Annotated in this window: 21 protein-coding genes; 8 read left to right on the plus strand and 13 right to left on the minus strand. The window is 63.8% G+C overall.

What is annotated here, in order from left to right:
• Positions 1 to 136: 136 nt before the first annotated feature.
• Both A3AI_RS0124620 and A3AI_RS0124625 read left to right on the plus strand, forming a co-directional pair.
• Entirely contained in the window at positions 137 to 922 is a 786-nt protein-coding gene (locus tag A3AI_RS0124620) for a DUF2147 domain-containing protein (protein WP_024518144.1), read from the plus strand.
• Positions 923 to 1,104: 182 nt separating this feature from the next.
• Complete coding sequence (locus A3AI_RS0124625; protein ID WP_024518145.1) at positions 1,105 to 2,334, plus strand: FecR domain-containing protein; 1,230 nt, start codon at positions 1,105 to 1,107, stop codon at positions 2,332 to 2,334.
• Positions 2,335 to 2,605: 271 nt separating this feature from the next.
• Here A3AI_RS0124625 and A3AI_RS0124630 read toward each other — a convergent pair whose 3' ends face one another.
• The 6 genes from A3AI_RS0124630 to asd form a co-directional block, all read right to left on the minus strand.
• On the minus strand, positions 2,606 to 3,046 hold the full coding sequence (locus tag A3AI_RS0124630; RefSeq protein ID WP_024518146.1) for a hypothetical protein: 441 nt from the start codon (positions 3,044 to 3,046) through the stop codon (positions 2,606 to 2,608).
• A 115-nt stretch (positions 3,047 to 3,161) separates the two neighbouring features.
• On the minus strand, positions 3,162 to 5,417 hold the full coding sequence (locus tag A3AI_RS0124635) for a xanthine dehydrogenase family protein molybdopterin-binding subunit (protein WP_024518147.1): 2,256 nt from the start codon (positions 5,415 to 5,417) through the stop codon (positions 3,162 to 3,164).
• 7 nt (positions 5,418 to 5,424) lie between these two features.
• Positions 5,425 to 6,441, minus strand: coding sequence for an FAD binding domain-containing protein (locus A3AI_RS0124640; RefSeq protein ID WP_024518148.1), 1,017 nt, complete (start codon positions 6,439 to 6,441; stop codon positions 5,425 to 5,427).
• The gene (locus A3AI_RS0124645) at positions 6,438 to 6,974 is read right to left on the minus strand and encodes a (2Fe-2S)-binding protein (protein WP_024518149.1); all 537 of its coding nucleotides are present in this window, start codon (positions 6,972 to 6,974) and stop codon (positions 6,438 to 6,440) included. Before A3AI_RS0124645 ends, A3AI_RS0124640 begins: the two co-directional genes overlap by 4 nt.
• A 115-nt stretch (positions 6,975 to 7,089) precedes the next feature.
• Positions 7,090 to 7,944: an NUDIX hydrolase gene (locus tag A3AI_RS45815; protein ID WP_024518150.1), complete on the minus strand. Its 855-nt coding sequence runs from the start codon at positions 7,942 to 7,944 to the stop codon at positions 7,090 to 7,092.
• A gap of 79 nt (positions 7,945 to 8,023) precedes the next feature.
• A complete protein-coding gene (asd, locus tag A3AI_RS0124655; protein ID WP_024518151.1) occupies positions 8,024 to 8,887 on the minus strand; it encodes an archaetidylserine decarboxylase in 864 nt (287 codons plus the stop codon).
• Between the two features lie 34 nt (positions 8,888 to 8,921).
• Here asd and A3AI_RS0124660 point away from each other — a divergent pair, with 34 nt between their 5' ends.
• Positions 8,922 to 10,592, plus strand: a complete 1,671-nt coding sequence (locus A3AI_RS0124660; RefSeq protein ID WP_024518152.1) for an aminotransferase class III-fold pyridoxal phosphate-dependent enzyme — start codon at positions 8,922 to 8,924, stop codon at positions 10,590 to 10,592.
• Positions 10,593 to 10,989: 397 nt separating this feature from the next.
• Here the strand turns inward: A3AI_RS0124660 and A3AI_RS0124665 are convergent, their stop codons facing one another.
• The 3 genes from A3AI_RS0124665 to A3AI_RS0124675 all read right to left on the minus strand — a co-directional run bounded on the left by A3AI_RS0124665 (position 10,990) and on the right by A3AI_RS0124675 (position 13,615).
• Entirely contained in the window at positions 10,990 to 11,622 is a 633-nt protein-coding gene (locus tag A3AI_RS0124665) for a hypothetical protein (RefSeq protein ID WP_024518153.1), read from the minus strand.
• A 199-nt stretch (positions 11,623 to 11,821) separates the two neighbouring features.
• On the minus strand, positions 11,822 to 12,511 hold the full coding sequence (locus A3AI_RS0124670) for a class I SAM-dependent methyltransferase (protein WP_024518154.1): 690 nt from the start codon (positions 12,509 to 12,511) through the stop codon (positions 11,822 to 11,824).
• A 48-nt stretch (positions 12,512 to 12,559) separates the two neighbouring features.
• Entirely contained in the window at positions 12,560 to 13,615 is a 1,056-nt protein-coding gene (locus A3AI_RS0124675) for a glycosyltransferase family 4 protein (protein ID WP_024518155.1), read from the minus strand.
• A gap of 271 nt (positions 13,616 to 13,886) precedes the next feature.
• On the opposite strand from A3AI_RS0124675, the gene A3AI_RS0124680 reads away from it, so the two are divergent.
• The 3 genes from A3AI_RS0124680 (at position 13,887) to A3AI_RS0124690 (ending at position 17,747) form a co-directional block, all read left to right on the plus strand.
• Positions 13,887 to 14,609, plus strand: a complete 723-nt coding sequence (locus A3AI_RS0124680) for a L,D-transpeptidase (RefSeq protein ID WP_024518156.1) — start codon at positions 13,887 to 13,889, stop codon at positions 14,607 to 14,609.
• Positions 14,610 to 14,751: 142 nt separating this feature from the next.
• Positions 14,752 to 16,317 carry a DUF4403 family protein gene (locus A3AI_RS0124685; protein WP_024518157.1) on the plus strand — a complete coding sequence of 522 codons (1,566 nt, stop codon included), beginning with the start codon at positions 14,752 to 14,754 and terminating at the stop codon, positions 16,315 to 16,317.
• 215 nt (positions 16,318 to 16,532) lie between these two features.
• Positions 16,533 to 17,747, plus strand: coding sequence for an ABC transporter substrate-binding protein (locus tag A3AI_RS0124690; RefSeq protein ID WP_024518158.1), 1,215 nt, complete (start codon positions 16,533 to 16,535; stop codon positions 17,745 to 17,747).
• Between the two features lie 114 nt (positions 17,748 to 17,861).
• Here the strand turns inward: A3AI_RS0124690 and A3AI_RS0124695 are convergent, their stop codons facing one another.
• The gene (locus tag A3AI_RS0124695; RefSeq protein ID WP_024518159.1) at positions 17,862 to 18,365 is read right to left on the minus strand and encodes a PRC-barrel domain-containing protein; all 504 of its coding nucleotides are present in this window, start codon (positions 18,363 to 18,365) and stop codon (positions 17,862 to 17,864) included.
• Between the two features lie 201 nt (positions 18,366 to 18,566).
• Positions 18,567 to 19,133, minus strand: coding sequence for a hypothetical protein (locus A3AI_RS0124700; protein ID WP_024518160.1), 567 nt, complete (start codon positions 19,131 to 19,133; stop codon positions 18,567 to 18,569).
• Positions 19,134 to 19,293: 160 nt separating this feature from the next.
• On the opposite strand from A3AI_RS0124700, the gene A3AI_RS0124705 reads away from it, so the two are divergent.
• Together A3AI_RS0124705 and A3AI_RS0124710 are read left to right on the plus strand one after the other, a co-directional pair.
• Positions 19,294 to 20,034: a response regulator gene (locus A3AI_RS0124705; RefSeq protein ID WP_024518161.1), complete on the plus strand. Its 741-nt coding sequence runs from the start codon at positions 19,294 to 19,296 to the stop codon at positions 20,032 to 20,034.
• A 2-nt stretch (positions 20,035 to 20,036) separates the two neighbouring features.
• The gene (locus tag A3AI_RS0124710; RefSeq protein WP_024518162.1) at positions 20,037 to 21,371 is read left to right on the plus strand and encodes an ATP-binding protein; all 1,335 of its coding nucleotides are present in this window, start codon (positions 20,037 to 20,039) and stop codon (positions 21,369 to 21,371) included.
• A 14-nt stretch (positions 21,372 to 21,385) separates the two neighbouring features.
• Here the strand turns inward: A3AI_RS0124710 and A3AI_RS0124715 are convergent, their stop codons facing one another.
• On the minus strand, positions 21,386 to 21,649 hold the full coding sequence (locus A3AI_RS0124715; RefSeq protein ID WP_349509695.1) for a hypothetical protein: 264 nt from the start codon (positions 21,647 to 21,649) through the stop codon (positions 21,386 to 21,388).
• Positions 21,650 to 21,749: 100 nt separating this feature from the next.
• Positions 21,750 to 23,249: a hypothetical protein gene (locus A3AI_RS0124720; RefSeq protein ID WP_024518164.1), complete on the minus strand. Its 1,500-nt coding sequence runs from the start codon at positions 23,247 to 23,249 to the stop codon at positions 21,750 to 21,752.
• Positions 23,250 to 23,299 lie beyond the last annotated feature (50 nt).

Below are 23,299 nucleotides of genomic sequence, written 5' to 3' on the forward strand. Positions count from 1 at the left end.
GGCGCGAAAATGGGAGAGTGAATGTGACCCGGCTCACGCGCACCGCAACGCGACGCGTGAGGCGGGTCACAGAATGACGCAACGCGCGCGACTAAAGCCGGCGACGGGTTTTCAAGAACGGTCCAGGGAGCCAGCCATGAAGACATTCTATCTCGCCGCCACCGCCGCGCTGTTGTTGGCCTCCACGGCCGCCCAGGCCGGCGGCAATGGAAACTCGGTGTCCTTCCAGATCCAGGGACAGAAGGTCCATATCGAGGTGCCCAAACATTGCGAGTCGTTGGACTGCATCCAGATTTCAGCGCCCGGCCTGTCCAAATCGGGCCTCAACCTCAAGGGGCTCAATTTCGGCAAGTCCGACGACGACACATCCGACTCGACGCCGCCTGCGAAGACAAGCCCGGCTCCCGCCGCCGCGCCGATCACGCCCGCGCCGACGTCAGCGCCGCAGATGCAGGCGGCCGCGCCTGCTGCCGCTCCGGCTGCGCCCGCCCCGCAGACTGTCGCATCGATGGCACCAGCGCCGATGCTGCATGACCTCGCTCCCACCGCTCCGCCGCCGTCCCCGGCTCAGATCCCGGTGACCGTGCCGCAAAGCGTACCGGCCGCCGCTGCCCCGGTCACCGCCCCCGCCGTTGCCGCCAACACGCCGGTCGGCATCTGGAAGACCGAGGACGACAAAGGCAATGTCCGCATCGAGCAATGCGGCGTGGACCTCTGCGGCTATGCCGTCGGCAGCGGCGAGAAGGTCCTGATCAACATGCGTCCCGAAGACTCCAAATGGGTCGGCCGTATCCACGATCCGGACTCGGGCCGCAACTACGACTCGACCATCGCGATGAAGGGCACGAATATGCTGCGCGTGCAGGGCTGCGCCTTCGGCGGCCTGTTCTGCGGCGGCCAGACCTGGAAGCGCGTGAGCTGATCATCGTCCTCGCGTGACAGCAAAGCCCCGCGACACCAGCGGGGCTCTTTGCTGGAATACAAGTTGTGGATGCTTCATTTTCGGCTTTGTTCCGCAGCGTGCTGAACGCGATGTTCACGCGCCGTTCAGATGGCGGACGCCCTACTCCGCACCGTCGGCTTTTGGGGTTAGGCAGGTCGGTTGTGACATCTCACACGCTTTGGCTGGCGCTATCGCTTGTCGGTGCGCTCGTGCCTGTCGCCCCGGCGCGGGCGCAGACCCCGCCTGCTTCCACACCCGTGCCGGCCACGGATTCGTCCGCGCCTGCTGCCGCCAGCGAGCCGATCGGCAATGTCGCCACGCTGACCGGCACGGCCACTGTGATCCGCAACAAGAATTCGCTGTCGCTGCATCTGCGCGACGATATCTTCCTCAACGATCAGGTGCAGACGTCGTCGAGCTCCTCGCTCGGCATCACCTTCAACGACGCCACGACATTCAATCTGTCGGCGAGCGCGAAGATGACCATCGACAATTACATCTATGAGGATGGCGGCAAACAGAATGCCGGCATCTTCGATATCGGCAAGGGCACGGTTGCGTTCGTCGCGGCTGCAGTGGCCAAGACCGGCGACATGAAGATCACGACGCCGACCTCGACGCTCGGCATTCGCGGCACCACGGGGCTCGTCGAGGTGCCGCAGAGCGCGGCGGCAGGCGGCGCCGCAGGCAGCGGCAACGGCGAGAACATCAAGCTCTATCCGGATGCAGACGGCCATGTCGGGCGCATCGAGGTCAACGACCATTCGGGCCAGCGCATCGGCGCGCTCACGCAAGGCGCGAGCGGCCTGACCGTCCATCCCGGTGTCGGCAGTGCGCGGCCGACTGCGCAACCACTGGCAATCTCGCCGCAACAGGCCACGCGCGACCAGGGCCTGGTGCGCCAGGTGCATGCCGCGCAAACCGTCGGCCGCCAGGTCGTGACCGAGCAGCGCGCCGCGCGCCGCGCCAATCCGCCGGGCGCGAATGCGCCGAACCGTGGCAACCAGCCGGCACAGCCGCAGCGGCAGAACCAGGCGCCCGGACAGAACCGGCAGGGTCAGCAGCAGCCGAACCAGCCGGCCAAGCCGGGAGAGAAGCCGGGCCAGAACACCAAGCAAGGCACGCAGCCCGCAACACCGCCGAAGCCCGGTGAGAAGAAGTCCGAGACCAAGCCGGGCACGACCCCAGCCGCGCAGAAACCGGGCGAGAGAAAGCCTGAGACCGCGCCGGCCACGCCACCTGCAAGCCCGCAGCGTCGGGGCGCCGCACCACAGGCGCCTGGCGCGAGCCCCGCACCGCAGCCAGCTGTTCGTCAGGGCGGCGCGCCGCCCAGGCCAGCGCAGCAACGACCCAGGCAGCCTTCGCCCAAGGAGAAGAAGAAAAAATTCTAGAGCTTCGGTTCTGATTGGATCAGAACCTAGCTAAAGCATGATCCGGAAAAGTGTGTAGCGGTTTTCCGAAAAGATCATGCTCAATCAAAGACCTGAAGCGCGATGACGATTCAACCAAATCTCATCGCGCTTTAGGCTCCAGATTCTTGTTTTGACGCATTTTCTTCACGCGAACCGGTGTCCCTCTTTTCACGCGAGCGAGGTGGAATTAGGGATCAGTTGTCTTTGCCGGCGCGCCATTAACCGCCACTTGCCTAAACAGCCAAGCTCGTCATCGCATGGTGATGGTGACACCGCCTACGGCCGCCGAAACTTCGGCCCCGACCCTGGGCCCGCTGAGCTGCAGGATCACGCCGTTCGCATTCTGCAACTGGACCCCCCCGGCCCCGGCCGCGATCGCACCGCCTGCGCCGCCTGCCACATAGCTGCCGGCGAGATCGCCAGGACTGCGCAGGTTCAGCGCCCGCCCAACGAATTTGGTGGTCGACGCGCCAATCGTGAAGCCTACGCTCATGCCCGATACCGTGAAGGGATAATTCCTGCCTCGGAAGGTAAGCACGCCCTGCCCGCCACCGACGCCGACTATGAACCCGCCCTTGGTGAAGACTACACGCAACGCGCCGATTTCCGCCTGGCTCGGCGTCGCAAGGCTCGCCGATGCCAGGAATCCCAGCAGGGCAACGAGCATCATTCGTGTCCGATACTTCTTCATGGCTCTTCCTTTTCGGGTTCAACCCCGGGCCGCCTCGGCCCCGGCACAAAAAGGAAGCAAGACGAGAGCCCGGCACCGGGCCTTGACCTAAATCAATGGCGCGCGATCGATAGGCTCACTGCTTTGCGGCGCGGCTCTGCCCTAACTCCAAATCACCAGAGCCGGTCGGCCGCGCGAGCTTGTCCAGCGTAATCGGCAGGTCGCGAACGCGCGTTCCTGTCGCATGATAGACCGCATTCGCAACCGCCGCCGCGACACCGACGATGCCGATCTCGCCCACACCCTTGATGCCCAGCGGATTGATGACGCTGTCCGGCTCCTCGACAAAGATTACCTTGACCTCGTGAATATCGGCATTAACCGGTACATGGTATTCGGCGATATTGGCATTCATCACCCGGCCGAAGGCGTGATCGACCAGCGCTTCCTCGTGGAGCGCCATCCCGATGCCCCAGACCACGCCGCCCATGATCTGGCTCGTCGCCGTCTTGGTGTTGATGATCCGGCCGGCTGCGACCGCATTGACCACCCGTGTCACGCGGATCACGCCCAGTTCTTCATCGACCTTGACCTCGGCCAAGACAGCCGAATGCGTGTTGTGTGCATGCTTGTCGTCTTCCTTGAAGTCGGAACCGCGTTCCTTCTCGATCCGCTCGACCCCGGCCTGGCGCATCACGTCTGCCAGTCCAATGGAGCGGCGCGTATCGCCTTTGGCCGCAATCGCGCCATCCGCCAGCACGACATCGTCGAGCTTCAAGCCCTGCAACGGCGAGTTCGGCATGGTTTGCGCCAGCGCAAGCAACTCCTTGCGGAGATCGTCGGCAGCGTTGGCGATCGCATGCGCCACCGATGCCGCGGTCCAGGAGCCGCCTTCGACCTGAGCCTGCGGCAGGCTGGAGTCCCCAAGTTTCACCGTGATGCTGTCGACCGGCGCTCCCAGCATGTCGGCCGCGACCTGCGCCATCACGGTATAGGTGCCGGTGCCGATGTCGGTGGCGGCGCAGGACACTTCCACGTGACCGTTCGCCGTCAGCAAGATCCTTGTCGCAAACGGCATCTGCAGCGCTTCCCAGACCCCTGTCGCCATGCCCCATCCGACGAGCTCGCTGCCGTCGCGCATGGAGCGCGGCGCCGCATTGCGCTTCGCCCAGCCAAACGCCTCCGCGCCCTGGCGATAGCATTCCCTTAGCTGCTTGCTGCTGTATGGCTGGCCGCTTCCCTGGTCGCGCTCGGAATAGCAGCGGAGGCGAAGCTCGAGAGGATCCAGCTTCAAGGCAACCGCCAGTTCGTCCATCGCGCATTCCAGCGCATAGACGCCGGTAGCCGCACCGGGCGCGCGCATGTCGGCAGGCGTCACCACGTCGAGCGCGGCGAGCTTGTGTACATAGCGGGCATTCGAAGATTTGTAGAGTAATTCCGCCCAGGCGGTGTCGTTGCGGGAAAAATCCTCGTTGCGCGAGGTCATCGCAATGGCCTCATGCATGACCGCGTCGAGCGCGCCTTCGGCACTCGCCCCGAGCGCCAGCCGCTCGAGGGTCATGGGACGATAGCTCAGGCCGTACATCTCTTCGCGGGTCAGCACGACGCGCACCGGGCGCTTGAGCTTGAGCGCGCCAAGCGTTGCGAGCACGACCTCGTATTGCGGGCGCAGGCCCGAGCCGAAGGCGCCGCCAACGAACGGCGACGTCACCCGCACATCATCCGGCTTGAGGTGGAAGATGCCGCACACATAGCGTTGCACATTCTGCACGCCCTGGGTCTTGTCGTGGATTGTGAGCTTGCCGTCACCGTCCCAGATCACGGTCGCGGCGAACGGCTCCATCGGATTATGATACTCCGCTGGGATGAGATAGTCGGCGCTCAGTCGCAAAGCAGCGCGCGCCAGCGCTTTCGACGCGTCGCCACGCGGCTTGACCGGCTTGTCGACCGCGCGAGCCCGCTCCAGCTCCGCATGCAGATCGGTGGCAAAGCCCTCGACCTCGTAATGGACCTGCACGAGAGTTGCGGCAAACCGCGCCGTCTCCCAGTCCTCGGCCAGCACCAGCGCGATAGGCTGACGGTTGAACCTGATCCGGTCGTCATAGAGCGGACGAAAAGGCGACCCGCCTTCCGGCGCGACGTCGTCAGAGTAATCCTTGTCGTCCGAAGCCATTGGCGGCCGATTGTCATGGGTCAGAATGTCGATCACGCCCTCAACCTTGAGGGCCTGCGTCGTATCGATCCGCGCGATACGGCCCTTTGTAATGGTCGACATGACCACGGCGCCGTAGGCCAGGCCCGGCACGTTGAATTCGCCGGCATATTTGGCGCGGCCCGTGACCTTGGCGCGGCCGTCGACGCGGGAGGTTGCTGTTCCGATGCTGGATGTCATGCGCGATCTACCGGATTTTCTTGACCGACTGGATTTGCGGCGTGGCGTTTGCGGCTTGAGCGAGCGTGCGGATGATGGCGCGGCGCGCGAGGTCGATCTTGAAGGCGTTGTGCGCGTACCCCTTCGCGTCCCTTAGCAGCCGGTCGGCGGCCTTGGCAAAGACGGTTCGCTCAGGCACCGCGCCCTGTAGCAAGGCTTCGGCCTCGCGATCGCGCCACGGCTTATGCGCGACACCGCCAAGCGCGAGTCGCGCATCCCTGATCCGGCCGCCATTGATCTCAAGCGCGGCAGCGACCGACACCAGCGCGAACGCATAGGACAGCCGATCCCTTATCTTCAGATAGCTGTGGTTTTCAGCGAACCCCTTCGCCGGCAGCTCGATCGCGGTGATGATCTCCTGCGATTCAAGATTGGTGTCGCGATCAGGCGTATCGCCGGGCAACCGGTGGAAGTCGGCGAAGTCAATGCATCGCTCGCCCGACGGACCCGCGACATGCACCGTGGCCTCCAGCGCAGCGAGCGCAACGCACATGTCCGATGGATGAGTGGCGATGCAGGCCTCGCTGGTGCCGAGAATGGCATTCGTCCGGTTGATGCCGTTGATGGCGGAGCAGCCGCTACCCGGCTCGCGTTTGTTGCAGGGCGTCGCGGTGTCGTAAAAATAAAGGCAGCGCGTCCGCTGCAGCAAGTTACCGCCGGTTGAGGCCATGTTGCGCAACTGCGCCGACGCGCCGGCCAGAATGGCGCTGGCCAGCAGCGGATAGCGCGCCTCGATCAGCGGGTGATAGGCAAGATCGCTGTTCGGCACCAGGGCGCCAACGCGCACGCCGCCATCTCTGGTCTCCTCAACCGCTCGCAATGGCAGGCGTGTGATGTCGATCAGCCGCACCGGGCGTTCGACATCGTACTTCATGAGATCGATGAGGTTGGTCCCGCCGGCAATGAATTTTGCGTTTCGGTCGGCGGCTATTTGCCTGACGGCATCGGCCACATCGGCCGCACGGGAGTAAGCAAAATTGTTCACCGCCTGCCTCCCATCGCGTCCATGGCCTCCTGGATGGCGGCAACGATGTTGGGATAAGCGCCGCAACGGCAGATGTTGCCGCTCATCAATTCACGGATGTCGTCGGCGGTCTTCGCCCTGCCCTCGGCGATGAGGCCGGCGGCGGAGCAGATCTGTCCCGGCGTGCAATAGCCGCATTGGAATGCATCATGTTCGATGAAGGCTTTCTGCAGGGGATGCAGGGCATCGGCGTCGCCATTCGCAAGTCCTTCGATGGTGACGATCTCGGCGCCGTCCTTCATGACAGCAAGCGTGAGGCAGGATGTCACCCTGCGCCCGTCAAGCAGCACCGTGCAGGCGCCGCATTGACCGTGGTCGCAGCCCTTTTTGGTGCCGGTCAAATCGAGCCGGTCGCGCAGCAGGTCAAGCAGCGTCGTCCAGGGGGCGACGGAGAGCGTACGACTTTCGCCGTTCACGGTAAGTGTGATCGAGATGGCCGCGGGTTTTGCCTGGCTTTCAGATCGCGAGCCGGCCGCCCCTATTGATGAACCCATGCAGTGCCTCCAAAAGCAGCAATCCATGCATTGCGTTGCTGCCCGGGAAGCCGGGGCAGCCCGGATCAATGCGCAACCGCGGCAATGGTTCGATTTGCAGGTTTTCGCGCGCGGCTCAGGCCGCGCTGCCCAGCCAGCCTCGCAGCAACTTGGCGAAAGTCTTGCGGCGGGGCTCGGCCGCCGGACTTGCGGGCGCGTCCGCAGGTTCCGCTGGCGCAACAGGACGAGACGGATCGGCCTCAGGCATGTCGGCTGCCTCCGGCTCGCATGCGGGCGCGTCGACGGCCAGCTCCACTGCTTCCACGGCCTGCATAGGCTCCGTCGGTTCGGCCGGCATCGAAGCGTCGGGCATTTCGAGCACCGGCGCATCGTTCGCATCTTCGTTTGCGACAATGGCCGGCACCTCGGGTGCCATCGGAGACAATACGACCGATGCTGGCACAGGCCCAAGCTGAACCGGCACAGGAGCCGCAGGCGGCGGTTGGACGGGCGCAGGCATGCGGGGCCGCCGCTTCCTGGTCGGCGCGGCGGGCCTGGCTTTCTTCTTCGACAGATCGGCGAGCGCCGACGACAGAGCGATCGGCCCGACATTCTCCAGGAAGGCACGCTCGTAGGAGCGCGACAGACGGTCGACGGCGGCATCCAGCGGCAGCCAGTCGACCTCCCGGATGTCGGTCATCAGCTCGTAAACCTGGTCGCCGTCGGCCTGCATGCGCCAGTAATGCACCACCTTGGAACGGCCGCCGGATTCGTAGACCAACGTGCCCAGGAACTCGTGCACAATAACATCGTGCCCGGTCTCTTCATTGACCTCGCGCTCGGCGGCGTCGCGCGGCGTCTCGCCATCGTCGAGCTTGCCCTTGGGCAGCACCCATTCATTGCGCTTGCGCAGGCGCACCACCGCGATCAGCGGCGACTTCGCCTGCCGCAGCACAATGCCTCCCGCCGCCAGAACAAGCGTCCGTGCCATCGCTCGTCGATCTAGTCTGCCAGATGAATCGTCAAGCGATTCATATAGAGAATCGACGCGACAAAATCGAGATAGCTCTTCACGGCACTCGCAACAGCGGCTCGCCCGCGCGAATCCGTCCCCACTCCGTGACACTGTCAGCGAATTCAAAATGCGGTGGTGCCAGGATGATGATGGTCGAGCCGTGCTCGAACCAGCCGAGTTCGTCTCCCTTCTTCACATCGACGTCGCAAGGATAGGTGAGCGGCCCGCGGGTCCGGCCATTGAGAACGAGATCGAGGAAGTGCAGGCGGATGCTTGCGACCAGAATCGCCGCGACCGGAACCAGGGTCAGCGCCTCGCCGGACTTCATTCGCGTGCGGATCACCGCGCGCTCATTCTTGCAGAAAAGTTTTTCGATACGCTTGAGCGCGATTGGATTGACGTTCCAGGTGTCGCCATGGATCAGCCGGACCTCATCGATGTGGAGATCATGGGGCGAGTGGAAGCGGTGGTACATGCTCGAGGTCAGCCGCAGGGTGAGAAAGCGGCCGTTGCGATGGGCTTCCACCAGCGCGGGATCGCCGACCAGGTCGAGCAGTGAATAAGGCGCGCCCTTGATCTGGAACAATTCGCCGTCGCGGATGGTGCCGAACGCGCCAATGATACCGTCCGATGGGCTCGCCACGATCTTCGGATCGGGATCGACCGGGCGCAGGCCCGGCTTCAGTTCGCGGATGAAACAGTCATGCAAGCTCTTGAAACGGGTCTTCCTGGCTTCCGACAGGTCGAGGTCGGAAAACAGCCGCCACAGGCCGATGGAGAAGTCCCGCACCAGGGGGGTCTCGATCTTGGAGAACCAGCCCATGAAACGGGTGAGCGCCGCGCGCGGGACACGGTTGGTAAGCAAGAAGTTGAGATCTTCCTGCTGGGTCAATGAGGAGATGAGGCTTTTGACTGTCATGAATCTGTCAGGAGGAGTGGTTAGCGCTTAACTCATGGATACACAGCTTCCGATTCTCTCGCTCGTCGCGGGTGCTGTCGCCCTTACCGCGACCGCCGCCGCTGCCCCGAAGGTCAAGGCCAGGATTGCGCTGTCGCGCGCAAAACACCGCTCGCTGACTGGACATTCCAAGATGTCCAAGCTGGCGGCACGGCTGATCCCGCATTACGAGTTCGATATCAACGATTTTTTCCGCTCCGATGGCGCACCGTCCGAGATCGCGACCAGACGCCAGGACGGCTTCTTCCGGCTCGCCGAGCTCTACAAGACCCGCTTCGCACGCTCCCGCGAGATGACCAAGGAAGCGGCAAGCCAGATCTCCGATCTGCAGTTCACCCAAAACTACCGGGTGCCGTTCCAGTACAGCCGGCTGGTGCGGGAAAATCTCGGTGCCGGCACCTTCATGCAGGCGTCCCGCGGAGTGACGCTGACCGATCTCGACGGCAATGTCTTCTACGACCTCGCTGGCTCCTATGGCGTCAACATCTTCGGCTACGACTTCTACAAGGAGTGCATCGAGAACGGCGAGAAGCGCGCGCACGCGCTTGGGCCCGTGCTCGGCTTCTATCATCCCGTTGTCGCCGAGAATGCCCGCCGGCTCTCCGAGATCTCCGGGCTCGACGAAGTCTCCTTCCATATGTCCGGCACCGAGGCGGTGATGCAGGCGGTGCGCCTTGCGCGCTACCACACCCGCCGCACGCACCTCGTCCGCTTCGCCGGCAGCTATCATGGCTGGTGGGGTGACGTGCAGCCCGGCGTCGGCAACCCGGTCTCGCCGCACGAGACCTACACGCTGTCTGACATGTCCGAGCGCACCCTGCATGTGCTGCGGACGCGCAAGGATATCGCCTGTGTGCTGGTGAACCCGCTGCAGGCGCTGCATCCCAATGCCAATGCACCGAGCGATGGGGCCATGGTCGACAGCTCCCGCAGGGGCGGGGTCGATCGCGCCGCCTACAGCGAATGGCTGAAGAAATTGCGTGAGGTCTGCGAGCAACGCGACATCGCGCTGATTTTCGACGAAGTTTTCGTCGGCTTCCGCCTCGCACCCGGGGGGGCGCAGGAGTATTTCGGCGTCCGCGCCGACATGGTGACCTATGGCAAGAGCCTCGGCGGCGGCTTGCCGATCGGCGTGGTCTGCGGGCGCAAGGACCTGATGCGCCGCTTCCGCGACGACCGCCCGGCGGACGTCTGCTTCGCCCGCGGCACGTTCAACTCCCATCCTTACGTCATGGCGGCGATGGACGAGTTCCTGAGCCGGCTTGCCAGCGAGAATTTCCGCGCGGTCTATAACGGCCTCGACAATATCTGGAACGGCCGGGCCAAGATGCTCAACGCGGCGCTGGCGGCCGAGCAGCTTCCGGTCGAAGTCGCCAACCTCTCCTCGATCTGGATGGTCAATTACACCACGCCGTCCCGCTACAATTGGATGCTGCAATATTACCTGCGCGCCGAGGGGCTGGCGCTGAGCTGGGTCGGCACTGGGCGCTTCATCTTCAGCCTGAACTACACCGACGCCGATTTTGCCGAGGTGATGCAGCGCTTTGTCGCCGCAGCCAGGAAGATGAAAGAGGACGGCTGGTGGTGGCATGATGGCGCCATGACCAACAAGACCATCCGCCGTCAGATCATGCGCGAGATGATCGGCAGCCGGTTCGGGCGGTGAAGGTCTCTCCTCCCTCGCCCCGCCCTTCGCGGGAAGAGGGTTAGGGTGAGGGGCTCTATCCACGCACCGAGCTTGCGGAGAGTCCCCCTCACCCGCATCACATCTTGCGATGCGATACGGCCTCTCCCCGCGTGCGGGGCGAGGCGGGCCGAGATCGCGGATATGTAATCCGAAGATACTTGCGACGTCATTCCGGGGCGATGCGCCGCATCGAACTATTCGCAATTGCGCACCTGAGAGCCTCAAGATTTTCGGATGTGCAAGGGCACATCGGAGTACGCTCGCTTCTCGATCGCCCCGGAATGACGGTGCATAAGTCATGGGATGATGGCCCATAAAGCGATGGCCGGGACGAGCCCGGCCATGATGCGTGGTGCGAGGCGGTTCGGCCAAACGCTTAGGCCATCTTCTCTTCCAGATCGTGCTCGATGATGTCGAGACCGGGATCGATCAGCTCGCCACGGAGCAGCGCCAGCGGCGCCTTGTGGTAGAGCTTGAAGTCGTTGAAGGGGTCGGTGATGATCTTGGTCATCCAGACGAGGCCGGTTTCGACGTCGCGGATGAAGAACAGGTGAACGGTGCGGAACAAGAGACCGCCGATGCCGACCACCAGCCAGATCTTGGCCACCTGGCGCAGGAAGTCGGTCGTCGTGACCCACGGCTTGACCAGGCCGAACAGCGTCGGATCGAAATAGAGCACCACGGGGGAGGCCGCCCAGATCGCCATCAGCACAATCTTGCGGCGCAAATTGTAGCCGACCTTGATCTCTTCCTTGTGCTCATGGGTCGCGTGGTTGAGGTGGTCGTAGCCACGCGGTTCGAAGAAGAAGTGGCCGGCCTGGCGCGAGGTCATGGAGACCAGCCAGCCGATCAGCGCCGACATCAGGGGATCGAAATACAGCATCACGTAACCGATCATGAAGCTGACCGCACTGACGAAGTGCAGGCTCTGGTTGATGCGGCTGTGATGATAGTAGCGATGGTCGTCCCACCGCTGAACGCGCAGCTGCTCCAGGAAGTTCTTGATCATGTCTTGCCCCTAAGAGTGAGTCGCAAGTGACTGTAGTGGGATTCGATGTAGCGTGTGTGACATCATCATAATGACATATGACAGCACGCAAAAACGACACGGCGGGTAAGGAAGATCGGCCGCCTGGAGCGGTTTGTGCTCCAGGTTTTTCATGTCTGACACGACCTCGAGGGGGCCGGTTCAGGCGTAACGGCACACCTCAGGCGGTGCGGGCGATCTCGGTCTTGCGGAAGCGGACCAGCGAGAAGTGGCCGAGCGGCGGGATCCGGCGGCGCTCCGCCAGCTCCATGCTGTGGGCGCCCGCGAGCCACTTGGTGTAGCGCGACCAGGCAAACTCGGCGGTGCGGAAGCCGAGCCGGCGCACCACCGGCTGCAGCGCCTGCTCGATGACGCGGCGGATGCCGTTGTCAGCGCTGACACGGGTGAGGATGATCAGCTCACCGCCCGGGCGGACCACGCGGGCGAACTCGTCGAGCGCGACCTCCGGGTTCGGCACGGCGGTGACGACATATTGCGCCATCACCACGTCGAAGGAATTGTCCGGGAATTCGAGCTTCTCGGCGTCCATCACCGCGAGGTCCTCGACATTCTTCAGGCGCTGCTCGGCGACGCGCTTCTTGGCCTTCTTCAGCATCTCTTCGGAAATGTCGGTGCCGAAGATGCGGACATTCGGCGCGTAGAGCGGCAGCGAAATGCCGGTACCAACGCCGACCTCGAGCACGCGGCCACCGAGCTTGTTGGTGGCCTCGATCGCAGCATCGCGGCCCTTGCTGAAGACGCCGCCGAACACGAGGTCGTAAATCGGAGCCCAGCGGTCATAAGCCTGCTCGACCGTCGCACGGTCGAAGTCCAGCTCCCTGGCACCGTCAAGCTTCATCGTCTCTGCCATCGTTCTCTCGCTATTCTTGTAAGAGGTCTATCAAGCTTTGGGTTCCGCTCAGCCGCGCACCGGGCTGCCGCTGGTCGCGACCCGGCTCGGGCGCCACAGACGGCTCGGCTGCAGCCGGCTCAGATTTCCGATGAACTGCCGGGCGCTGTTCTCCCAGGAACGCTCCAGCGCAAAGGCGCGGCAGGTCTGGCGCGACATCGGCAATGCGCGCAGGCAGGCGCTGCGCAGATCCCTGTCGAGCGCGCCGATCGGATGATCGGCGATGACGTCGAGCGGCCCGGTCACCGGAAACGCCGCGACCGGCACGCCGCAGGCCAGCGACTCCAGCTGCACCACGCCGAAGGTATCGGTGAGGCTTGGGAAGACGAAGACATCAGCCGCCGCCATGTGCGAGCTCAAGTCCTTGCCGGTCTTCTCGCCGAGCAAATGCGCGGTCGGGAAACGCCGCTCCAGCTCGGCCTTCTGCGGCCCGTCGCCGATCACGACCTTTGAGCCCGGCAGATCGAGCGAGAGGAAAGCTTCAAGGTTCTTTTCCACCGCGACCCGGCCCACGGTCATGAAGATCGGCCGCGGCAGATCGAGCTTGGCTGGGTCATTGGGATTGAACAACTCGGTGTCGACGCCACGGGTCCAGAAGCCGAGCTTGTTGAAGCCGCGTTCGGACAATTCCTGACGCAGCGAAGGCGTGGCGACCATGGTCATCGCCGCCGCGCCGTGAAAATAGCGCAGCACGGCATAGCCAACGCTGGCGGGGATGCCGGTGCGCACCGAAACATATTCGGGGAAGCGCGTGGTGTAGGAGGTGGTGAAGGCGAGCTTGTTGCGGCGGCAGTAGCCGCGCACCGCCCAGCCGATCGGCCCTTCAGTGGCGATATGGATCGCCTCGGGGGCGGCGGCCTCGATCCGTCGCGCGATCTCACCCCGGTTCGGCAGCGCCACGCGCAGGCTCTGATAGGTCGGCAGCGCCATCGACGGAAAGCCGTCCGGCGTCAAGAACTCGATCTCGCCCCCAAGCTTGGCGGCAGCGCGCGACAGCGACGTCAGAGTGCGAACCACGCCATTGACCTGCGGATGCCAGGCATCGGTCGCGATTAAAATCCGCATCGGGAAAGGCCTTAAGGAGTTGGAAATGATTCTCGTTTCCAAACGACCTTGTTCTATGGATATTTCAAACGTGTGACGTCATCGAAGTGTTGAAGAACCTTTTTGTGCAGCTGCCGGCCATGCGGTCGCGAAACCGTCATGAAACAAAACTTAAGCCGACGAAACCGTTTTGCCGCCATCAAGCAAACGTCCCGAAACTTCTGGTCCTTAAGGCTTGCGGTCAAGGACGCCGGACAACCGGCGCCGCAGGGCGACAAACAGGGGACGACCAATGCTCAATCAGAACGCGGTCGCGCGCTCGCGCGCAGTGGTTTTCGCTGCTCTTGCCATCGGCGCTTTCGCATTCGCTTCTCCCGCCAAGGCAGCATCGCAGAGCCAGCTCTTTCCGTTTATCCTGCCGCTGCCGGCGCAACCACATCAGCCGGCCCAGCCATATCAGTATGAAACACAGCAGCCGTCCGTGCAGGCATACGCGGCGACCGAGGACGAAGGCTCCGCCTACGAGCTGCCGCCGCGCCTGCGCCGCCAGATCGTGAACTACGCCTCGCACGAAGCGCCCGGCACCGTCATCATCGATACGCCCAACACCTATCTCTATTACGTGCTGGGCAACGGCCGTGCGCTCCGCTACGGCATCGGCGTCGGCCGCGACGGCTTCACCTGGTCGGGCACGCAGTCCGTGACCAGGAAGGCGGAGTGGCCGGATTGGACCCCGCCGCCGGAGATGATCCATCGTCAGCCTTATCTGCCACGCCAGATGGCCGGCGGCCCCGGCAATCCGCTTGGCGCGCGCGCCATGTATCTTGGCGACACCGTATACCGCATCCACGGCACCAACGCGCCGGAAACCATCGGCACGCATGTGTCGTCGGGCTGCATCCGCCTCACCAATAACGACGTCACCGACCTCTATTCTCGCGTCAATGTCGGCACCAAGGTGATCGTGTTGCCCATGGAACAGCGCCGCGCCGATCTCGGCAGCGCGACACGTTAATCATTAAATTCCCGACAGACGACCAAAACGGCTCCGGCGGCCACGGCGGAGCCGTTTTCCTTTGCGGTAACTGAATCCCGCCGGTCTGGCGCGGCCTCGCGCTGCCCTGTAGAGTCTCCGGTCGGTTTGCCCCGGGGGGACGATGCGTCTGGATAAACGGCTCAAAGCGATCGCGATCGCGCTTGGCGTCATCTTGGTCTCGTTCCTGGTGAGCCTGGAAGCGATGGACTGGCTGTCACCTGGCGGTGCGGTCAAGGCCCCGGTCATTGCCGAGCCGCCGCCGCTGCCGGCTGTTGCGCGCACCTCCTTCGTGGTGGCGCCGGTCGTGATCTCGCTGGCGGCCATCCGCGACGCGGCCGAGCGCAGTGCGCAAAAGAATTTCGCAGGCAAGGCCGACAACCCGGTGGCGCAGGTCCTGCAGAACGCCGACATCGGCTGGACCGCCTCGCGCGGGCCGATCAGCGCGACCGGCGCCCAGGACATGCTGTCGCTGTCGACCCCGATCACGGGCAAGGTCAACGTCACGGGCTCGCTGTCGTCCAAGGCGACCGGCGCGGTGCAGGATGCGATCGGCGGCTTGCTTGGCGCCAACGCGGCCAAGCAGGTCGGCAGCATCAACATCAAGAACATCAATGCCAATGCCGAGATCAAGGGCAACGTCACCATCACGTCGCGGCCGAAATTCGCCGCCGCCTGGCGGGTCGAGCCGAATTTCGGCGCCCAGGTCACGCTCGGCGACACCAACGTCTCGCTCGCCGGCGCCCATGTCAACGTGCCGCAGCAGATCAAGCCGTTCATCGACAAGACCGTCGGCGATCAGCTCAATGCGGCCGGCGAACGCATCCGCAACGATCCGGCCCTGGAGAAGAACGCGCGCATCCAGTGGGCCAAGGCCTGCCAGTCGATACCGCTGCAGGCCGCGGGCACGACCGCGGCGATGCCGGCGCTGTGGCTGGAAATGAAGCCGACCCGGGCGGTCGCGGCGCAGCCGAAGATCGACGCCTCGGCGCTGACGCTGACCATGGGGATCGAGGCGGAGACGCGCATCTCGCCGACCCAGACCAAGCCGGATTGCCCGTTCCCCGAGAAGATCACCATCGTGCCGCCGACGCCCGGCGGGGTGAGCATCGGCGTGCCGATCGATCTGCCGTTCACCGAGATCAACAAGATCATCGAGGCGCAGTTTGTCGGCAAGACGTTTCCGGAGGACGGTTCGGGCGCGGTCGATGTCACGGTCAAGCGCGCGACGCTTGCGGCTTCCGGTGACCGGCTCCTGATCTCGCTTCTGGTGCATGCGAAGGAGAAGAGCTTCTTCGGCTTCGGCGCAGATGCGACACTGCATATTTGGGGCCGGCCGGTGCTTGATGATGCGCAGCAGACACTGCGCTTCACCGACATCCAACTCGCAGTAGAATCGGAGGCCGCGTTCGGTCTTCTTGGCGCCGCGGCACGCGCGGTGGTGCCGCATCTGCAGCAGACACTCTACGAAAAGACGATGGTCGACTTAAAGCCGTTCGCGGCCAATGCGCGCGAAAAGATTGCCGATGTGATCGCGGATTTCCAGAAGAGCGGCGATGGTGTCCGGGTTGACGCCAGGATTAACGATCTTCGTCTCTCCGACATCGCCTTTGACGCCAAGACACTGCGCGTCGTCGCGCAGGCCGAAGGCGCGATCAATGTCACGGTTACCAAGCTGCCGGACCTCTGATCGCTGCAAGCGGAGCGAGATAAGCACCTAGCTTGGATGAGCCACGCGATATCCTGGACGATCCCTCGGCCTGGAGCGCCCCGCATGTCGCTTACGCTCATGCGGGCTACGGAAGTATGATACCCCCCCTCACCCCGTCTAAAACGACTGCTTTGCGAGGCGGCCCGAATGTGGCAAGTAGCCTGCACAACAACAGAAATCAGGGAGAACCAAGCATGAAACGACTTGCCGCAACCTTTGCCGCGGGAGTTGCGTTCGCCGCCCTCGCGGGGCCGGCCGGCGCGCAGACGATTTCCGACGACGTCGTGAAGATCGGCGTGCTCACCGACATGTCGAGCCTGTATGCGGATGCCACCGGCAAGGGATCGGTGGCCGCCGTGCAGATGGCGGTGGCCGACTACGGCGGCAAGGTCAAGGGCAAGCCGGTCGAGGTGGTCTATGCCGACCACCAGAACAAGCCCGACGTCGGCGTCTCCATCGCCCGCAACTGGTACGACAATGAGAAGGTCGATGCGATCTTCGACGTGCCGACCTCTTCCGTCGCGCTGCCGATCTCGGCGCTGACTCGCGAGAAGAACAAGATCAACATCAATTCCGGCGGCGGCTCCTCCGACATCACCGGTCCCGCCTGCTCGCCCAACACTGTGCACTGGACCTACGACACCTACGCGCTGTCCAACGTCGCCGGCAAGGCGATGGTCAAGCGCGGCGAGGACACCTGGTTCTTCGTCACCGCCGACTACGCCTTCGGCCAGGCGCTGGAGCGCGATGCCGCCAACGTGGTCACGAGCAACGGCGGCAAGGTGATCGGCGACGTCCGCGCACCGCTCAATACCTCCGACTTCTCCTCCTTCCTGCTGCAGGCGCAGGCCTCCAAGGCCAAGGTCATTGGGCTTGCGAATGCGGGCGGCGACACCACCAATGCGCTGAAGCAGGCGGCCGAATTCGGCATCATGCCCGGGCAGAAGATGATCGCGCTGCTGATGGAGATCACCGACGTGCATTCGCTCGGCATCAAGGCGACCCAAGGCCTGATTGTCACCGACGCCTTCTACTGGGACCGCGACGACGAGTCGCGCGCCTTCTCCAAGCGCTTCTACGACAAGGTTGGACACATGCCGACCATGATCCAGGCCGGCCTCTATTCGGCGACGATGCATTACCTGAAGGCGATCGAGGCCATCGGTACCGACGAGGCGCCGAAGGTGATGGAACAGATGCGCGCCATGCCGATCAACGACTTCTTCGCTCACGGCGGCAAGATCCGCATCGACGGCCGGATGGTGCATGACATGTATCTGTTCGAGGTCAAGAAGCCCGAGGAATCCAAGGGCGAGTGGGACCTCTACAAGCTGATCGCCACCGTCCCCGGCGACGAGGCGTTCCGTCCGCTGGACAAGGGCGGCTGCCCACTGGTGAAGACGAATTGATCTTCCTCCTGCCTCGCCCCGCCCTCGTGGGGGAGAGAGCAGCAAAGCGATGCAAAAACAAAAACGCGCCCAGGGATCACCGGGCGCGTTTCGTTTTGCGTTGAAAGGCTGCGATTACTCGCTGTACTTGAACTCGGGCATCGCCTTCAACTCATCCTTGGTCGCGTTGAACAGCGCATGATCCGGGTACCACGGATTGGACTTGGACATCGTCGTCGGCGATGAGCCCGTAGTTGTCGCCGAGCCTGTCGTCGTGGTCGAGGACGGCCGGCTCGCGGGCGGCGGCGCGGCATTGGAGGCCGTCGCAGAAGGCACGGGCTCCTCGGAGAATTTCATCTTGTCGAACGACACCGCGACAAGATGCTCGCCCATGCCGAGCAAGCCGCCGACACCGATCACGGCAGCTTTCACGTTGCCGCTCTTGTCCATCAAGAGATCATTGATCGAACCGATCTTCTCGTTCTTTTCATTGTAGACGTTCAGGCCGACCACTTTCGAGGCACGCCAGGTGCTGCCTTGCAGCCCGGACGGCGCCGTTGCGGCCGGGGGTTCCGCAAACGCGGCACTCGCCAGCATCGCCGAGCCGACGAGCCCTGCGGCGACATATTTCAACAACATCTGCTCTCTCCATCATTGGCCAAAAGGTGAAGAGAAAACCGTGCTGTTCGCGCGCAGTTCCTGCGCCGCGGAAGATTTCGAACCCGCAACGCAGCAAAATGCGCGAGAATAATTGCGAGCACGCGGAACGCGTCCGGGAACAACCGGCCTTCCTGTTTGGAAGGCCGGTTGTTCCCGTCTGGCCTTGTCGCGTCGCCGAGGTCAGGTCTTGTAGTCGATCAGGATCGCCTGCAGTTGCGAAGAGCTGTCGGACGTGGTGCTCGTGCCGCTCGCATTGTAGGAGTTCGTAGACGACGAGTTCGACAGCGAAGACTGCAGCGCCTGCAGGAACTGCTGCAACAACTCGGAGATGGACGTATCGGAGGACGACGTCGTCGAGCTCGTAGTCGAGGACGAATCCGTCGACGACGACGCGCTGTCCGTGCCGTCGCTCGGCGGCGGGCCGCCAGGGCCCTGTCCGAACGTCGCCTGGAAGACGCCCTTCAACTCGGTCGCCTGGGCACCGGTCAGCTTGCCGGAAGACACCTCGTTCTTGATGAGGTCGTCGATCTTCGACTGCATGTCGGCCGGCGACAGTTTGGTGCCGCTCGTGCTGTCGCCGGACTGGTTCGACTTGATTGCTGAATCGATGTCGGTCAACGCCGAGGATAGCGCTGTCTCGTCGGATGACGAGACAGTGCCGTTGGAGACCTCGGACTGCAGCTCGGCCTCGAGCTTCTGCAGTGGGGTCTGGTAGCTGCTGCTTGAGGACAGTGATGATATGGACATGGTCACTCCGGTTGGATGCGAGCGGGACGCATTGACCATGGATTAACCATATTAACGGGCTCTTTTCGCCGATTGCGAAGGGTTGCAGGCCTCCCCGCCGGAAACATTTGGAAACAAAAATCTTTCCCGCTTCGAGCCGAATCAAAGACAAAGGTCAGGCATGGTCCGATCGACGCCCAACATTCTTGTCGTGGAAGATGACCGCGAGACGCGCACGCTGATCGCGAAGTATCTTCGTACCAACGCCTGCAACGTGACAACCGCCGCCGACGGGCGCGAGATGGCGCGCGCCATGACCGATCACCGTGTCGACCTCCTGATCCTGGACGTGATGCTGCCGGGCGAGGACGGCCTCAGCCTGTGCCGCAAGGTGCGCGCGGAATCACAGGTGCCGATCATCATGCTGACCGCACGCGGCGAGGACGTCGACCGCATCGTGGGCCTCGAGATGGGTGCCGACGACTACATGCCCAAGCCCTTCAATCCGCGCGAGCTGCTCGCGCGGATCAACGCCGTGCTGCGACGCCAGCAGGCTGCGCAGAACGCCTCCGCCATCGAGGGCGCGGCCGCATTGTCGTTCCAGGGCTGGCACATCGATCTCAGGCTGCGCGAACTGCGCAACCCGGAAGGCGCGCGGGTGGCGATGACCAGCGCCGAGTTCGACCTGTTGCGCACCTTCTGCGAGCGGCCGGGCCGGGTGCTGTCGCGCGACAGCCTGCTCGACCTCACGCAAGGGCGCAATGCCGGCTCGTTCGAGCGCTCGATCGACGTGCTGGTCAGCCGCATCCGCCGCAAGATCGAGCCCGATCCGCAGGAGGCGAGCCTGATCAAGACGGTGCGCTCGGGCGGCTATGTCTTCACGCCGAGGGTCGAAGCGGTCGCGCCGGTCGCAACCGTCTGACCATGAGGCAATTCGCCTTTCTGAACCTCAAGGCCATCGGCGGACAGATCGCTGCACTGGTGATCGTCTCGATCCTCGTGCTGCACCTGATCTTCACCGCCATCTTCTTCACCCACCGGCCGGACCAGCAGCACCCGTCGCCGGGGCACATGCATGGCGAGTTCATCACGTCAGCGCAGCTCATCGCAGCGACACCCGCAGCCGATCGGCCGCGCCTGCTCGGCGACCTGAAGCGCGCCTTTCCGGAGCTTGCCATCGAGATGCTGGCGCCGGACGCCATGCCGGCCTCAAACCAGCCGGAGGACTTGAGCCTGCGCGGCATGCGCCCGCATCCCGGCCCCGGCTATCGCATGTTCACGCTTCCGGCCGATCAGGGCACGGCACGCGCGGGGATCGTCCTGCCCGACGGCACGGCCGTCGGGGCCAATATCGGGCCTGACTTTCGGCCCGGGCCGTTCTGGGCCTCGCCCTTCATGACGACGCTGATATTTGCCGTGGTCTGCGTGACCTTGCTCGGGGTGTGGGCGGCACGCGAGCTCGCAAGGCCGCTCACGACCTTCGCCAAGGCTGCGGAGAATTTCAGCCTGGACGGCGCGCCTGCGGCGCTGCCCGAACGGGGGCCGGAGGAGATCCGCGCGCTGGCCAAGGCGCTGAACCGGATGCGGCAGCGGATCAGCGGCCTGATGGACGACCGCACCAAGATGCTGGCGGCGATCAGCCACGACCTGCGCACGCCGATCACGCGCATGCGGCTGCGCTCGGAATTCATCGAGGACGACACCAACCGCAGCCGCATGCTGGCCGATCTGGACCAGATGCTGTCGATGCTGGAATCAGTGCTCTCCTTCCTGCGCAACGACCGCAAGCTCGAATCCTTCACGCTCGCCGACATCGCCAGCACACTGCAGCTCGTCACCGATCAGTTCGCCGACATGGGTCACAGGGTCTCCTATGCCGGCCCCGGTCACGCCATGGCCGTGGTGCGTCCGGACGATTTGCGCCGTGGCGTCACCAATCTGGTCGAGAACGCGGTGCGCTTCGGCGCCGAGGTCACCATCGGTCTCACGCTTGCGGCGGGCCGGATGACCATCGACGTTATCGACGACGGCCCCGGCATTTCGGATGCAAAGAAGGCCGCGATGCTGGAGCCGTTCGTGCGCGGCGACGATGCCCGCAACATGGACGAGGCGGAAGGCTTTGGACTCGGGCTGTCGATCGCGCGCGCGATTGCGCTCGCTCATGGCGGGGAGCTGTCGCTGCACGATCGCAGCCCGCATGGCCTGGTGGTGCGCATGACTATCCCGCTGCGCGGGCAGCACGAGCGTCAGGCAGCGTGACAGACTTGCTCTGGTCAGGCCGCGAGCGGTCGGCTTTGTGAACCTTCGTCGTCGAAAAACGCGCTCGCCTCGAAGTGATAATCGCAGGCGTGGCAGCGCCAGAGATAGACGGTGCGGTCCTCTTGCTCCTCGATCCATTCAGGCAGGGCGATCGGCTGGCCACATTGGGCGCAAGGATTTTGCTTGGGCATGTCGCGAAGACCAGGACGGGTCATTGCACGTGTCATGACGCTTCTCCCTGTGATGCGTTCTTGTTTTACAGGCAAATGAGACAGCATGATTACCGCAACGAACGGCCGCGCGACGCGCGAAAAACGACAACAATATGGGTGAGCGACAACGGGCGCCTGTGTATAACTTCACGCGGCGCGAATCAACTTACCTGATTGTCGCATCGATCACAGGCTCGCGCGTGTGCAACGCACCCGGCTTGCGCACATGAATTGTGGCGAGATCGTCGGAATAGACCTTCTCCCAGCCGTCCAGATGGTCCAGCAGCCTGGTCGCAGCACTCTGGGTACGCAGGAATGTCGCCTCGATCTTGTATTTGTCGAGCAGGCGGAACAGGTTCTCCGGTTCCACCAGGCCCGACGCGTTGTTGTGGTCGACGAAAAACTTTTCGCCGAACAACTCGGTGCGGCCGTCGATGAAGGTGTCGACGCCACGATAGATCAGATAGCCGCCGAAATCATAATCGTTGAGCACGCGGGCGACGTTGAGCTTCTTCAGTTCCGTCACCGCCGCAACCGGCGCGCCGCGCAGGTTCGGCTCGAAGCGGTGCACTGAGGCATAGGCGGCGGTGGCCACAACGAGCGCGGCGACCACCGCACCGCTCAGCGCTGTGCGCGGCGCAGCATGGTTTTCGGCGAGAGCAGTTGCGCCGATCTGCCGCGCCAGCGGCATGGCGAGCACCATCGGCGCGATCAGCGCCAGGATCTCCGCGGCACGACCCTGGCTCAGCGCCATGTGCAACAGCCCGAGCAGGATCAGGATCCGCGTCACCGGCACGGTCACGCCACGGTAGAGCACGAGCCCGATGCCGAGCAGAAGATATATCTCGAACGCGCCGACGCGGCTGAAGTCCGCCGCATGCCATTCCATGATCAGCTGCAGCGCGCGGCCAAGGTTCAGGATCTTTCGCGAGGCGAGCAGCGCGTCGAAGCCATAGGGGTTGCAGAGGCTCGCCAGCAATGCCGCAAGGCCGAACAGCGCCCAGCGCAGCGCCAGCGATTTGCGTGCGCTTCTGTCCGCGCTCACCACCGCATCGAGCGCAACCGGGGCAACCATCATCAGGCCGAACACGAAGCCGCCATGCAGATTGGCCCACAGCACCATGTTCGGCAGCAGCCAGAACGACGGCGCCTCGCGTCGGTCGCTTGCCGTGATCATGCCGCCGATCCACAGCACCATGAAGGGCATCGCAAGCACATGCGGCCGCGCCAACAGATGCGGCACGGTCAGTGCGAGCGCGGCACAGACGAAGACGAGGCTTACGCTGCCGGAAAGCCGCACGACAAGATAGCGTGCCAGCAGCGCATAGGTCGCGGCGATCGCGGCCGCCGCCAGCACCACCGGACCGGTCCAGCCCGACCAGTCATAGGCCTTGGCATAGAGCACCTGCGCAAGCCATTGGGTGGAGATCCAGGGCTCGCCGCGCATGGTAAAGGAATAGACGTCCTCATGCGGCACGGCGTGGTGGTCGAGGATCCACTGCCCGAGCGCGACCTGCCACAAAGTATCGGGATCGTTGAGCAGCCCGTTGCCGGCGACCAGCAGCAGCGCGTAGACCGCCAGCCCCACCCACAGCGGCAACAGCCCGCCAAAGCGCCCACCAAGGCTGCGGGCGGGCTCCTCCGCGTGCGAGACCGAGATCGTCATGAGGCCTGCCTGATCAGGACGCGGTTGCGTCGGCCGATCGAAGCATGTCA

Origin of the sequence: Bradyrhizobium sp. Tv2a-2 (genome assembly GCF_000472425.1) — a bacterium.
In the GTDB taxonomy this organism is placed as follows: domain Bacteria; phylum Pseudomonadota; class Alphaproteobacteria; order Rhizobiales; family Xanthobacteraceae; genus Bradyrhizobium.